13 protein-coding genes are annotated in these 13,305 nt (G+C 67.9%); 6 read left to right on the top strand and 7 right to left on the bottom strand.

Annotation, left to right across the window (positions count from 1 at the left end; all coding sequences use genetic code 11):
• Window positions 1–549 precede the first annotated feature (549 nt).
• Window positions 550–1,458 carry an NPP1 family protein gene (locus FHR20_RS09055; protein WP_167299189.1) on the top strand — a complete coding sequence of 303 codons (909 nt, stop codon included), beginning with the start codon at window positions 550–552 and terminating at the stop codon, window positions 1,456–1,458.
• 75 nt (window positions 1,459–1,533) lie between these two features.
• Window positions 1,534–2,028 carry a hypothetical protein gene (locus tag FHR20_RS09060; protein ID WP_167299190.1) on the top strand — a complete coding sequence of 165 codons (495 nt, stop codon included), beginning with the start codon at window positions 1,534–1,536 and terminating at the stop codon, window positions 2,026–2,028.
• A gap of 246 nt (window positions 2,029–2,274) precedes the next feature.
• Here the strand turns inward: FHR20_RS09060 and FHR20_RS09065 are convergent, their stop codons facing one another.
• Entirely contained in the window at window positions 2,275–2,505 is a 231-nt protein-coding gene (locus tag FHR20_RS09065; RefSeq protein ID WP_208413452.1) for a hypothetical protein, read from the bottom strand.
• A gap of 85 nt (window positions 2,506–2,590) precedes the next feature.
• Between FHR20_RS09065 and FHR20_RS09070 the strand changes: the two genes are divergently transcribed.
• Both FHR20_RS09070 and FHR20_RS09075 read left to right on the top strand, forming a co-directional pair.
• A complete protein-coding gene (locus FHR20_RS09070; protein WP_167299191.1) occupies window positions 2,591–3,751 on the top strand; it encodes an aminotransferase in 1,161 nt (386 codons plus the stop codon).
• A 230-nt stretch (window positions 3,752–3,981) separates the two neighbouring features.
• Window positions 3,982–4,674, top strand: a complete 693-nt coding sequence (locus FHR20_RS09075; protein ID WP_167299192.1) for a hypothetical protein — start codon at window positions 3,982–3,984, stop codon at window positions 4,672–4,674.
• Between the two features lie 67 nt (window positions 4,675–4,741).
• Here the strand turns inward: FHR20_RS09075 and mtnA are convergent, their stop codons facing one another.
• From mtnA to FHR20_RS09100, 5 genes are all read right to left on the bottom strand, one after another.
• Window positions 4,742–5,788, bottom strand: a complete 1,047-nt coding sequence (gene mtnA, locus FHR20_RS09080; protein WP_167299193.1) for an S-methyl-5-thioribose-1-phosphate isomerase — start codon at window positions 5,786–5,788, stop codon at window positions 4,742–4,744.
• The gene (mtnC, locus tag FHR20_RS09085) at window positions 5,785–6,423 is read right to left on the bottom strand and encodes an acireductone synthase (RefSeq protein WP_167299194.1); all 639 of its coding nucleotides are present in this window, start codon (window positions 6,421–6,423) and stop codon (window positions 5,785–5,787) included. Before mtnC ends, mtnA begins: the two co-directional genes overlap by 4 nt.
• Window positions 6,424–6,540: 117 nt before the next feature.
• Window positions 6,541–7,083, bottom strand: coding sequence for a 1,2-dihydroxy-3-keto-5-methylthiopentene dioxygenase (locus tag FHR20_RS09090; protein ID WP_167299195.1), 543 nt, complete (start codon window positions 7,081–7,083; stop codon window positions 6,541–6,543).
• Complete coding sequence (mtnB, locus tag FHR20_RS09095; RefSeq protein ID WP_167299196.1) at window positions 7,080–7,697, bottom strand: methylthioribulose 1-phosphate dehydratase; 618 nt, start codon at window positions 7,695–7,697, stop codon at window positions 7,080–7,082. The genes FHR20_RS09090 and mtnB overlap by 4 nt, the downstream gene beginning before the upstream one ends.
• Before the next feature lie 44 nt (window positions 7,698–7,741).
• Window positions 7,742–8,458 (bottom strand): L,D-transpeptidase family protein, encoded by a 717-nt coding sequence (locus tag FHR20_RS09100; protein ID WP_167299197.1) that lies wholly within the window; start codon window positions 8,456–8,458, stop codon window positions 7,742–7,744.
• Between the two features lie 261 nt (window positions 8,459–8,719).
• Here FHR20_RS09100 and FHR20_RS09105 point away from each other — a divergent pair, with 261 nt between their 5' ends.
• Window positions 8,720–9,433, top strand: coding sequence for a murein L,D-transpeptidase catalytic domain family protein (locus FHR20_RS09105; RefSeq protein WP_086130001.1), 714 nt, complete (start codon window positions 8,720–8,722; stop codon window positions 9,431–9,433).
• 5 nt (window positions 9,434–9,438) lie between these two features.
• On the opposite strand, the gene FHR20_RS09110 is transcribed toward FHR20_RS09105, so the two are convergent.
• A complete protein-coding gene (locus FHR20_RS09110) occupies window positions 9,439–10,950 on the bottom strand; it encodes a hypothetical protein (protein ID WP_167299198.1) in 1,512 nt (503 codons plus the stop codon).
• Window positions 10,951–11,047: 97 nt separating this feature from the next.
• On the opposite strand from FHR20_RS09110, the gene FHR20_RS09115 reads away from it, so the two are divergent.
• Entirely contained in the window at window positions 11,048–13,099 is a 2,052-nt protein-coding gene (locus FHR20_RS09115; RefSeq protein ID WP_167299199.1) for an NAD(+) synthase, read from the top strand.
• The last annotated feature ends 206 nt before the right edge of the window (window positions 13,100–13,305 follow it).

Genomic DNA, 13,305 nt, shown 5'->3' on the forward strand with positions numbered 1-13,305 from the left:
TCGGGCGGCCGTTCGGCCTTGCGAACCCTGGCGGGTTCGATGTCGCTCCCTTCGGATGTGCCATTCTTGTTCCGGGGCCTCGCATAAGCTCGGGCGACCGTTCGGCCTTGCGAACCCTGGCGGGTTCGATGTCGCTCCGGTCGAGTGTGCCAGCCCGTCGCGGGTGCAGGATTCCCGCGCCCATAGAATCTTTGTCCGGATATTCGCGATCCCGCGTCTCCTCCCTTGAGGCAGCATGTGCACGTCAGCACCAGCACGATGTGGAAAGGCACCGGACGTTGCGCGCATGCCCACCACGTCCTGAGCGCAAAGGGAAAAAGAAGTTTACCAGGCTTCCGCCCGTTTCAGGTGATAATTTCAATATAAACCTCGGCCACGTCGAAGAAAATTAACGAAACACGCGGATATTCGAAATATTTCTTTCACAAAAGAATCAAATAATTCTCCATGCGAATCGCATTAATAAGAGGAATTACTTTCGCAATATTCAAATTGCGGAGGTGTTATTGCGATGCGCGGTACAAACCAGACTGTACAACGGGAGATTGTATGGAAAACCAACTTCAGACGCTGAACGGATCGCATGAAGACAAGCCAGGTGCGCGCATCGGCTTCGGCACGCTGCCCGTTCGCTCCCTGGCCATCGCGGCGTTCGGAGCGCTCATGATGCTGCAGCCAAAGCCCGCACAGGCGCAGGGCTGGCCCGCCCCGGTCGCGCCGCTGCCGGAGCTGGCCACCGCGCTCGACAAGCGGTTCCAGCCGGCGATCGATTTCGACACCGATGTCTGCTTCAACGTGCCGGCAGTCAACGCGGCGGGCGCGATCAGCGCGGGTGCGTCGACCTATGCCACCCGGCCGCCGGCGTCGTGCCGCAACCCCAGCTACCGGACGACCAGCAACGTCTATGTGCGCGCCCGCTGCAACAACGGCTATTGCGCGCGCGTCTACAGCTATTTCTGGCAGTCGGACTTCTCGCACGCCTATGACTGGGAATCGGTCATCGTCTGGACGACCGACCAGGGCACCAGCAGCACCGTGGTCGGCGTCACGCGCGGCGATCATGGCGGCTGGGAAACCCGCGCCACCAGCGGCGGCCAGCTGCGCTTCCAGAGCGATTCGACCGGCCAGCACGTCAAGATGGTCTATCACTACGAGACCTGGGGATTCTCGCACCTGTGGCGTTTCTCGAAGACCGACAATGGCGACGAGCCGCCCGAGAACGGCACCGGCCAGTGGCTGATCCAGCCGCTGATCAGCTGGAACGGCTATCCCTCGGCCAGCGTTCGCAACGCGATCTCCAACTATAATTTCGGCAGCGGCAATTTCGACAACAAGGATGCCCGCTTCTCGGGCGTGCTCGCCGCCACGGTGAACACCAGCATCACGCCGGGATTCAACCCCAACCTGGATTCGGGCCCGAACTCGCCGGGTTGCCCGGCCGGCTCCACCCTCTGCTGACCGACTCCGCCCCGCGCCGCCAAACCCCCGCGGCGCGGGGCGGAACCCTGGCGAGGCTCCGCCGACGAGGTGCACATGGCAAGAAATCCCAAGGTCGCATGGCAGATGCTCCTGCTGGGGTGCGCGGCAGTGATCGTTGCCGGCTGGGCCTGGCTGGCGCTGCGGAGCGCGAGCGGCGGGGGCAAGCCCGCCGCCGAAGGCCTGGTGCGCGTGGACATGCCGGCAACCGCAGCGCGCAACTCCCCGATCGCCGCGCCTGTGGCCATGGCGAACCTTCCTGCCCTGCCCGACAGGGTGATCGCGCATGTCCACCAGGACTATCCGCTGCTCACGGAGGTAGACTTTCGCTGCGATGCCGGCGGATGCGCGGTGACCGCCACGATACCGCCACCCACGGACGACGCGTTCCTGAAGCAGCGCCAGGAGATGCTGCTCGGCGGCCTTGCCAGGACAGTCGCGGCGGATGGCTATACGATGCTCGGGCCGGTCCGGATGGACGAGGTCGCGTTCAATGTCTTCCATATCCGCGCATCGGTGACACCGGCGCAGGGGCAGGAGCAGGCGCGATAGGACGCCCCGCCATCGGGAGCCGCCGGGCGCAGGCCCAAAACGGGCGCCCCGGCAAGCAGGGCGCCCGTCAGGCACCGGCTCGGGCGTCGATCCGGACCGGCACAGGGATGTATGCCGGCGCAACTGTCGGGTTCAGGTCGCGTCGGCACGCAGGCCCTGTGGCCGGGCGCGCCGGGCATGACGAGGCAGGTGCGACGTAGGACGAAGATCGAGCGACGAATCCGGTTCGCCGTCGGTCAGCCGAGATTACTTCTTGCCGCCGCGCCAGTAGAGCAGGCCGGCGACGATCGCCGCCGAGCCGATGCCGATGGCGGCGCCCATGCCGATCTGCTTGGCATCGGGCTTCCAGCGCTTCTTGGCCTCGACGATGTCCTTGACGGCCTGCAGCGCTTCGCTCCCCGCATGGTGATCGTGCGGCGCCTCCTCGACCGGATGGGGCGACGGGGCATCCTCGGGCAGTGGCGGCTTCTTGCTCATGGTCTTCCTCTATTGGCGCAAGCCTGAACGTCAGGCTAATGCGGCGGTTGCACCCAAAGATGCAAGCCGCCACAAGCTCGGCCCCATGAACCCGCTCTACGCCCGGATGGGCACCACAATCTTCGAAGCCATGTCCGCTCGCGCGCGCGAGACCGGGGCGATCAACCTGGGCCAGGGCTTCGCCGACGGGCGCGGGCCGGAAGCGGTGCTGCAGGCAGCGGCGAAGGCGGTGGTCGAGCGGTCGAACCAATATCCCCCGATGCTCGGCCTGCCCGAGCTGCGCCATGCCGTGGCCGACCATTATGCCCGTCACCAGGGGCTGAACCTGGCGGCAGAGGAAGTGGTGGTCACCTCGGGCGCGACCGAGGCGCTGGCCGCCGCGATCTTCGCCTGCGTCTCCCCCGGCGACGAGGTGATCTGCTTCCAGCCGCTCTACGACGCCTATGTGCCCCTGATCCGCCAGGCCGGCGGCGTGCCGAAGTTCGTGCGCCTCCAGCCGCCCGAATGGAAGATCGACCGGGCGGCGCTCGAAGCCGCGGCATCGGGCAGGACGCGCGTGCTGATCCTCAACAACCCGCTCAATCCCGCCGCGACCATGTGCGGCGCGGACGAGCTGGCGATGCTCGCCGATTTCTGCGTCGCGCACGACCTGATCGCGATCTGCGACGAGGTGTGGGAGCACGTTACCTTCGACGGCGCCCGCCACCTGCCGCTGATCGGCTTCCCCGGCATGCGCGAGCGCACGGTGAAGATCGGCTCGGCCGGCAAGATCTTCGCGCTGACCGGCTTCAAGGTCGGCTGGATGTGCGCCGCCCCCGCCATCGCCCGCGTGCTTTCCAAGGCGCATCAGTTCCTCACCTTCACGACGCCGCCCAACCTGCAATGGGCAGTCGCCGAGGGCCTCGCCACCCAGGACGGCTGGGTGCAGGAGGCGCGCCACCGCTTCCAGCATGGCCGCGACCGGCTGCGCGCCGGGCTCGCCGCCGCCGGCTTCGCCGTGCTGCCGAGCGCCGCGACCTATTTCCTCTCGGTCGACCTCGCCGCCTCGGGCATCCCCCTGGACGACGTCGCCTTCGCCAACCGGCTGATCGACGAGGCCGGCGTCGCCTGCATCCCCGTCTCTGCCTTCTATGCCGAGCAACCAGTGACCAGCGTGGCGCGCTTCTGCTTCGTCAAGGAAGACGCCACGCTCGACGCCGCGATCGCGCGAATCGCCGAGGCCCGGGACCGGCTGGCGAGCGGCTGACCGGCCGCACGCGGATATGCGGGAAACATACGCTGCGGCCCCCTTTCCGCTCCTCCGCAAGAGACCCGCGCGACCGAAGCCGGCGTTCCGGTGATAGGGAAGACTGCCCATGCCCGGCGACTCGGCCGCGGGGCGGTTCGCCTATGGAAGCGCCCGCTTCGCCGTGTGGCGTGCAACTCGTCTCGTTTGCGGCACGTTCGCCGGGCCGCGGGACAGATTGGAGTTGTACCATGCGTAACATGAAGTTCCTGATGCGTGGCGCGGCGGTGACCGCGCTGCTCGTCGCGACCCCGTCGCTCGCCCAGAGCCGTATCGACCGGGCACGCACCGCCGTGACCGAAGCCGCCGCCAAGGTGGAGGCGGCACAGACCGCCGGCGCCCAGACCTATGCCGGCGAGACCATGGCCAAGGCCGAGGAGGCGCTGCGCGTCGCCAAGGACCAGCTGGCACGCGACCATCGCGATTCGACGATCAGCGAAGCGCGACGCGCCTCGGGCCTGGCCGATCAGGCGCTGGCCGAGGCCGAACACAACAAGGACGCGCGCATGGCCGCCGAGCGCGACGCGCGACGCGACGCCCAGGCTGCCGCAGCCTCGGCTTCGGCGGATGCCGCGGCAGAGGCCAGCCAGCGCGAGGCCGCGCAGAATGCCGCGGCGGTAGCCCAGGGCAATGCGGCGGCGGCGAATGCCCGCGCCGACATGGCCGCCCAGGCGGCGCAATCGGCGGCGGCGGACGCGGCGGCAGTGCGCGCCGCGGCAGTCCAGTCGGTCGCGACGACGATCGAGACCACCACCACCCAGCCGGCAGCGCGCAAGGCGACGACGGTGAAGAAGGCGCCGGTGCGCAGGACCACCCGCACCACCGTGTCGCGCCCGGCAACGACGTCGACGACCACCACCACGGTGAAGACCGAGCCGCGCTGACGCGGAGTCCTGCGATCGGCGGCGATAGCGCGAGGCGCGCGCTCCACGCCACCGCGCACGCCCAGGGTCAGATCCTGTCCAGCACCCCGCGCTCGGTGATGTAGCCCGTCACCAGCCGCGCGGGGGTCACATCGAATGCTGGATTGGCGGCGGGGGAGTCGGTGACACGGACAGTTCCGATTTCCCCGCTTGCGCCCGGCCCGCTCAGCCGGGTCAGTTCCTCGGCGCTGCGCTCCTCGATCGGGATGTCGGCACCGCTTTCGGTGTCCGGGTCGAACGTGGTGTAGGGCAAGGCGACATAGAAGGGCACATCATTGTCGTGTGCGGCGAGCGCCTTCAGATAGGTGCCGATCTTGTTGCAGACGTCGCCGTTGCGCGTGACGCGATCGGTGCCGACCACCACGGCATCCACCTGCCCCTTCATCATCAGCAGGCCGCCGGCATTGTCGGCGATCACCGTATGCGGCACGCCGTGGTTGCGCAGCTCGAACGCGGTAAGCAGCGCGCCCTGGTTGCGCGGGCGCGTCTCGTCCACCCAGACATGGACCGGGATGCCGGCATCGTGCGCGAGATAGATCGGCGCAGTGGCGGTGCCATAGTCGACCGTGGCGAGCCAGCCGGCGTTGCAATGGGTGAGGATGTTGAGCGGACGATCGGGATTCCGCGCATGGAGTTCGCGGAACAGCTCCAGGCCATGCTCGCCGATCGCGCGGCAGAGCTCGGCATCCTCGTCGCAGATCTCGTCGGCGCGCCGGAACGCCGCCGCGGCGCGCTCGCGCTCCGGCAGCTCGGCGACCGCCGCGCGGACCGCATCGAGCGCCCAGCGCAGGTTGATCGCGGTCGGGCGCGTCTCGAACAGCGTCTCGTAGGCCGCCTGGAGGTTCGCGTCGCCCGGATCGGCCGCGAGCGCCATGGCATAGCCATAGGCGGCCGTGGCGCCGATCATCGGGGCGCCGCGCGTCCACATCTCGCGGATCGCCACCGCGGCGGCATCGACGTCGCGCAGTTCGACCCATTGCACGTCCCAGGGCAGCTTGCGCTGGTCGAGGATGACCACGCCCTTGCCGTCTTCGGTGCGGCGGATCGAGCGCGTGGGACGGCCTTCGAGGATCATGGGAGCACTTCCGCCAGAGAATGGATGTCGGCCGGGCCGCCTTCGCGGTCGATCAGCAGCGCCTGGAGTCCCGCTTCGTGCGCGGCATCGACTTCGGCGGCCATGTCCGAGACGAAGAGCAGCTCGGAGGGCGCGAGATCGAGGGCATCGACGATCCTGGTATAGGAATCGCTGTCGCGCTTGGGACCGGTGGTCGTGTCGAAATAGCCGCTGAGGAACGGTGTCAGGTCGCCGGCGATCGAATGGCCGAAGATCAGCTTCTGCGCGGCGATCGAGCCGGAGGAATAGATGCTCACCATGAGGCCGGCGGCCGTCCAGCGGCGCAGCGCCTCGGGCGTGTCGGGATAGACATGCCCCTTGAGCTCGCCATCGGCATAGCCCCGGGCCCAGATCAGGCCCTGCAGCGTCTTGAGCGGCGTTTCCTTGCGGTCCTCGTCGATCCAGGCGAGCAGCGTGGCGACGGGATCGTCGCCCGGCACCTGGGCCAGTATCGGCGCGGCGACTTCGGGATTGTTCGCGACGAATTCCGCCAGATGCCTGCGCGCATAGGGAAAGAGCTCGTCGGCGACGAAGCGGATGCTGCTCGTCGTGCCTTCGATGTCGAGGAGGATGGCTTTGGGCGGGGTGTGGGTCATTCTTCTCTCGTCATCCTGCCCCTTTCGTCATCCCCGCACAGGCGGGAATCCGGGACAACAGGGCGGCGTCCTTCATGATTCTCGATCCCCGCCTGCGCGGGAACGACGGGGATTGGCTCAGACCAGCTCGTGCCGCGGGAAACGATCGGCAATCGTGTCGCCGGTGAAGTTGGCGATCCAGCCGTCCGCATTGGTGAACAGACGGATCGCAGTGAAGCGCGGGCTCGGCCCCATGTCGAACCAGTGGCGGGTGCCGGCCGGCACCGAGATCAGGTCGCCTTCCTCGCAGAGCACGGCATAGATTCTCTCGCCATCGCGCAGGGTGAACAGCCCCTCGCCTTCGACGAAGAAGCGGACCTCGTCCTCCGAATGGCGATGCTCGGAGAGGAACTTGCTGCGCAACGCCCCCCTTTCGGGGTGGTCGGGCACCATGCGGATCACGTCGACGGACCGATAGCCCTTCTCGGCCTTGAGCCGCTCGACCTCCGGGGCGAAGGCCTCGAGCACTTCCTCCTGCCCGGCATCGGCGGCAAGCGGGCGCGACGGCCATTGCTCGAAGCGGACGCCGATCGGCGCCAGCGCCGCCGCGATCGCCCCGGGATCGCGCGTCTCGGTGAGCGGCGCGCCGCCCGTTTCGTCGAAGACCCTGAGATGCGTCATCGCTTCCATGCCCTTTCGGCCAGCTCGGCGGCGATCAGCCATTCGGTGCCCTCGAGCACGCGCTCGGCCTCGGCCAGGTCCTTGCCCCAGGCATAGAGCCCGTGGCTGCGGATAAGATAGGCCGGCGCCGCGCCCGGCGCCAGCAGCGCGGGCGTCACCGCAGCCTCGATCACCGCCATGTCCTGGCTGTTGTCGACGATCGGCAGGCGGATCTCCGCCTCGTGCGTGGCGTTGCCCGGAAAGACCTTGAGCATCTCATGGCCGGCGAATACCCATTCGCTGGCGTCGGCGGCGGCGCGGCTCATCCCCACGGCCTCGGGCGAATGCCCGTGGAGCACGGCGCCCGTGTCGGGGAACAGGCGATAGATGGCCAGGTGCAACGCAGTCTCGGCCGAGGGCTTGCCGGGCGTGAGCCCCTTCCCCTCCAGGTCGACCCGCATGATCCCCGCGGGCGTCAGCCGGCCCTTGTGCCAGCCGGACACGGTGACGGCGACGCTGCCGTCGTCGAGGCGAACGGAATAGTTGCCGGCGGTAGCGGGGGCCCAGCCGCGCGCGTCGAGCCGGCGGCCAACCTCGACCAGTGCGTCGGCGGCATCTGCGAAGGACATCGTCATGCCCGCGGCCTTAGCCGATCCGCGGGCACCGAGGGCAACAGATTTTATTTGTAGCCGCGGCGCGGAAGCGGCTGGACGATCTCGCTGGTCGGCCCCGTGACCCAGCTCGCCGGCTGGGGCTGCGGACGGGGCGCCATACCGGGCATGGTCACCATGTTGAACGCCTCGCCGCCCAGGTTGCGGGCGTCGGCCATCAGGATCGGCGTGGAGGGCCCCGAGCGCTCGGGATTCGTCACCGGCTCGTCCGTCACCATCACGTCGCCGCCGATCTCCGTCAGCGCGTAGAGCTGCTTGGCGAAGGCCGCAGGGAAGCGGATGCAGCCATGCGAGGCGGGATAGCCGGGCAGATGGCCGGCATGCAGCGCGATCCCGTCCCAGGTGAGCCGCTGCATATAGGGCATCGGCGCGTTCGAATAGAGGTTCGAACGGTGGAAGACTTTCTTCTGGAGGATGGTGAAGGCGCCGGCCGGCGTCTCGTGCCGGTCCGAACCGGTCGACACCGTGCTCGCCCCCACCAGCTTGCCGCCGCGATAGACATAGGCGCGCTGGTCCGGAATGCTCACCACGATCGAGACGGGATCCCAGTCGTTCGTGCTCGCGCGGATGATCTGCGGCTGCTCGTACCAGACCCATTGGCCGTTGCGCAGCCCCTCGGGCGCGACCTGCATCGTGTCGGACGCGATCCCCTGCGCGGCGGCGGGAGCGGTGGGAAGAATGGCGGCCAAGGCCAGGAAAAGGACGGCAAAGGTGCCGGAACGCATCGAACAGCTCTCCGAATCCGACGAGCCAGGACGGCTCAGGGCGATTCCTTAACGAAATTAACCTAATTTCGTGCCGCTGCCGAATCGGCGATATTCGCACGGCCAAATCGCTGGCAACGTTCCGGATTTCGGGAAGGCTTCGGCGAACCGGGCGAACGATGCGGCGAGTCGCGCAACTTGGGACAGATGTTGAGCAACGCGCTTACCATCTGTCTGGTATAGGTTCCCCTTGGGGACGAGCAGCGGGCTTTTTGGATAGTGATGGATAGTCTCGATACGATTCAGTCGCGTCGCGCCTTGTTGAGGACGGCGCTGGTGATGGCGAGCGGCGCGGCGGTTTCGGCCTGCGCCTCGCGCACGATCGGAACCGCGATGGCACCGGCGCCGCTGCCGGTCCCGGCGCCGATCCCCGAAATTCCCAAGGCGCCCGAAGTGGCCGCCGCCAAGGTGCCCGGCGTGCCCGCCGGCATTCGCCCGGAACTGTTCAAGAAGGCGCTGGCCGCGCTCAACCGCCATTCGATGCGCATCCCGTCGCACGACCGGATCGCGATCGCCGACTTCGCCTCGCCTTCCTACAGCCCGCGCTTCTTCGTGGTGAACCTGGGAACCGGCCAGGTCGAGCGCTTCCTGGTCGCGCACGGCATCGGCTCGGATCCGCAGCATACCGGGCTGCTCCAGCGCTTCTCGAACGAAGTGAATTCGGAAGCGACCTGCGAGGGCGCGTTCCTGACCGCCGACTATTATGTCGGCAAGCATGGCGACTCGCAGCGCCTGCTCGGCCTCGACCCGACCAACAACAACGCGCTCGACCGCGCGATCGTGGTCCATTCGGCCTGGTATGCGAACACCGACATGATCGGCCGGCACGGCAAGCTCGGCCGCAGCCAGGGCTGCTTCGCGGTGGGAGAGAACGAGCTGGCCAAGCTGTTCGAGCGGCTCGGCCCGGGCCGGATGATCTACTCCGCCAAGGTCTGATCGCCTCAATTCCTCGGCAGTGCGGGCCCCGGCCCCGTTCCGCAGGGAAATGGCGGCGCCCAGCAGGGATAGCCGAATTCGAGCTTCGTCGCATAGCGGGCGACCGGCCTTTGCGGCCAGCTGCCCGGCAGCACCACCTCCGCCTTGCCGCTGCCCCTGGGCCAGGTCGCGACGCTGGCGGGCGTGACGCCGTACCACAGCGCCTCGCCCTCGAACCGCCGCTTGAAGGCGATCGCCATCACCCGGTTCCCCATCCATAGCTGGTGATAGTCGGCCGGGCTGCGCTGGGGCCCCTTCGCATCCACCACTGCCGAGCGGGCGAAATAGATGTCCTGCCACGGCGCTGCCGGCGCGGCGAAGGCGAGCGCCTTGGCCGGCTCCTGCGGCATGGCGGGGCGCGGCACGATGCGGAAGCTGGCGAGCAGCACCAGTGCGGCCACCACCACCAGCCCGCGCAGGTCGCGCCAGGTGAGGAGCAGCCAGGTGAACAGCGCCGCCATCGGGAACAGCCATTTGAAATAATGGGCGTTGAAGAAGCGCCACATGCCGCTGGGCACCAGATCGACATAGGCAAGCATCATCGCGGTGTAGATCAGCGCGGCCAGCGCCATGCAGAGCGTGAGCCAGCGCGCCGGGCCCCGCAGGCGCATGACGCCCAGGATCAGGCCCGCCGCGCCGGTGAGCAGCCAGGGCAGTTCGCGCAGCAGGCCGGTCTCGCCGGGGAACCAGGGTGCGGGATCGACCAGCAATATGCTCGCCTTCCAGCCGAGATCGGCGAAGGCGAAGCCATAGTCGCCCGAGAGCAGGGTATAGTCGGTGAGGCGCCAGCCATAGATGGCGAGATAGAGCGCCGCATAGGGAAGGAACGCCGCCGCCGCGCCGCCGGTCGCCCGGGCGAGATCCGGCCAACGCCGCTCCATCAGCACCGGGCGCCACAGGGCGAAGCCGCCGATGACGACCCCCACCACGACGTCCGCCGGGCGAACCAGCGCGATTCCCGCCAGCAGTGCCCCGAGCAGCCAGGGGCGGCGGCGCGCGCCGGACATCATGTCCGCCGCCTCGGCAAAGGCGAGCCAGATAAGGGCCGCCGACATGGTGGTGGTCCAGGGCTCGAGCCAGAATTTGGAGATGCGCAGGTCGCCGATCGTCGCGGCGAGGAACAGCAGCCCCGCGGCGAAGCTCCCGACCCCGAGGCGCGCGCAGACGCGGTGGAAGCCCCAGAAGGCGAGCGCATAGCAGGCCAGGTTGATCGGCACGAAGGGCGTCGGCGCCCAGGCGAAGGGCGCGCCCGCGAGCGGATAGAGCAAGGGGTACCAATGCTGGTCCGGGCTCAGGTCGAGGCGCAGAAAGGCCCTGGCCGACAGCAGATACTGCTTCTGGTCGTGCCAGCCGCGCCACCATGGCCCTTCCGGCGCGAAGAACTTCAAGTTGATCTTGAAGACCGTATAGGCCGCGAAGACGATCATGACCGCCCGCACCGGATGCGCGTCGAACTGGCGGCGGATCCAATGGAGCATGGCCTGCGGGTATCCTCTGCGCGGGGTTGGCACAAGCGCGCCCGAGCGACTAGGTGTGTGGCGTGATCGAAACATAACCGGTTGCAAGACGGAGACGATGAGCCAGTCCCACCCCTTTTATTCGATCCACCGCCAGGGAATGATCCGCGCGGGCCTGTGCACGCCGGCGGTGGTGGTGGGCGATCCCGCCGCCAACGCGCAGGCGGCGATCGCGCTGGCGCGGCAGGGCGACGAACAGGGCGCCGACCTGCTCGTCTATCCCGAACTCAACGTCACTTCCTATGCGATCGACGACCTGCACCTGCAGGACACCATCTGCGAGGCGACCGAGGCGGGGATCGCGGCGATCGTGGCGGCGAGCGCGGAGCTGAAGCCGGTATTGCTGGTCGGCGCCGCGCTCAGGCGCAACGGGCGGCTCTACAATTGCGCCGTCGCCATAGCGCGCGGACGGATCCTGGGCGTGGTGCCCAAGAGCTACCTGCCCAATTATCGCGAATATTACGAGAAGCGCTGGTTCGCGCGCGGGGCCGGCCTGGCGGGGCTGGAGATCGTGGTGGCCGGGCAGAGAGTGCCCTTCGGCACCGACCTGATCTTCGCGGCCGAGGAGCTTCCCGACTTCGTCTTCCATGTCGAGATCTGCGAGGATTACTGGTCTCCCCTGCCCCCCTCCACCGAAGGCGCGCTGGCCGGGGCGCTGGTGCTGTGCAACCTCTCCGCCTCGAACATCGTGGTGGGCAAGGCGCGCGAGCGGGCGATGCTGTGCGCGGCCCAGTCGGCGCGGGCGGTGGCGGCCTATGTCTATTCCGCCTCCGGCCCCGGCGAGAGCACCACCGATCTTGCCTGGGACGGCCAGGGCATGATCCACGAGCTGGGCGAACTGATCGCCACCACCGAGCGCTTCGAGCTGACCACCGAAGTGGTGTGCGCCGATATCGACCTGGAGCGCCTGCGGCTCGAGCGGATGCGGATGGGCACGTTCAACGACTGCGCCGCCGACAATGGCGATCCGGAGACGCGCTTCCGCCGGGTGACCTTCCAGCACCGGCCGGACCATGCCGACAGGGGACTGCTCCGCAAGCTGCGCCGCTTCCCCTTCGTCCCCAACACCCCCTCCCGACTGGAGGAGGATTGCTACGAGGCGTTCAACATCCAGGTGGAGGGGCTGCGCAAGCGGCTGGAAGCCACCGGCGCCAGGCACATCGTCATCGGGGTCTCGGGCGGGCTCGATTCCACGCACGCGCTGATCGTCGCGGCCAAGGCGATGGATCGGCTCGGCCGTCCGCGCACCGATATTCTCGGCTTCACCATGCCGGGCTTCGCGACCAGCGAGGGGACCAGGGCCAATGCCTGGGCGCTGATGGACGCGCTGGGCGTGACCGGCGCGGAGATCGACATCCGCCCGGCGGCGCGGACGATGCTCGAGGGCATCGGCCATCCCTTTGCCAGCGGCGAGCCCGTCTATGACGTGACGTTCGAGAACGTCCAGGCGGGCCTGCGCACCGATTATCTGTTCCGCCTGGCCAACCAGCGCCACGGCTTCGTGCTCGGCACCGGCGACCTCAGCGAGCTGGCGCTGGGCTGGTGCACCTATGGCGTGGGCGACCATATGAGCCATTACGGCGTCAATGCCGGCGTGCCCAAGACGCTGATCCAGTATCTCATCCGCTGGACGGTGCAGACCGGCCAGTTCGCCGGCGCGGCGGCACGCGTGCTGACCAGCATCCTCGATACCGAGATTTCCCCCGAGCTGGTCCCCGCCGATGCGGATGGCAAGATGCAGAGCACGCAGGAACGGATCGGCCCGTACGAGCTGCACGATTTCTTCCTCCACTACACGATCCGATACGGCCTGCGCCCCTCCAAGATCGCCTTCCTCGCCTGGCACGCCTGGAAGGATGCCGCGACGGGGCAATGGCCGATCGGCTTTCCCGAGGATGCACGGCACCATTATGACCTGGCGACGATCGCGAAATGGCTGGAGGAGTTCCTGTTCCGCTTCTTCCAGACCAGTCAGTTCAAGCGATCGGCGCTGCCCAACGGGCCCAAGGTCTCGGCCGGCGGCGCCGTAAGCCCGCGCGGCGACTGGCGCGCGCCCTCGGACGGAGTGGCGCGGCCCTGGATCGACGAGCTGAAGGCGAATCTGCCCTAGGTCGAGGACTCAAACAAGTATCTGATTTTCCTCCGTCATCCCCGCGCTCTCTTTCGTCACCCCGCCTGCGCGGGGATGACGGGGTTCGCCGAATGAGTCCTCGGCCTGGGTTTCCGTGTCATGGTCACCTCCGCCTCGTCCGGAAAGGCCATAGCCATCCGGGCGATAGCGTTACCAGCGCTTGACCTGTATATCCTTCCCGACAA

The organism is Sphingomonas leidyi, from assembly GCF_011761945.1.
Taxonomy (GTDB): domain Bacteria; phylum Pseudomonadota; class Alphaproteobacteria; order Sphingomonadales; family Sphingomonadaceae; genus Sphingomonas; species Sphingomonas leidyi.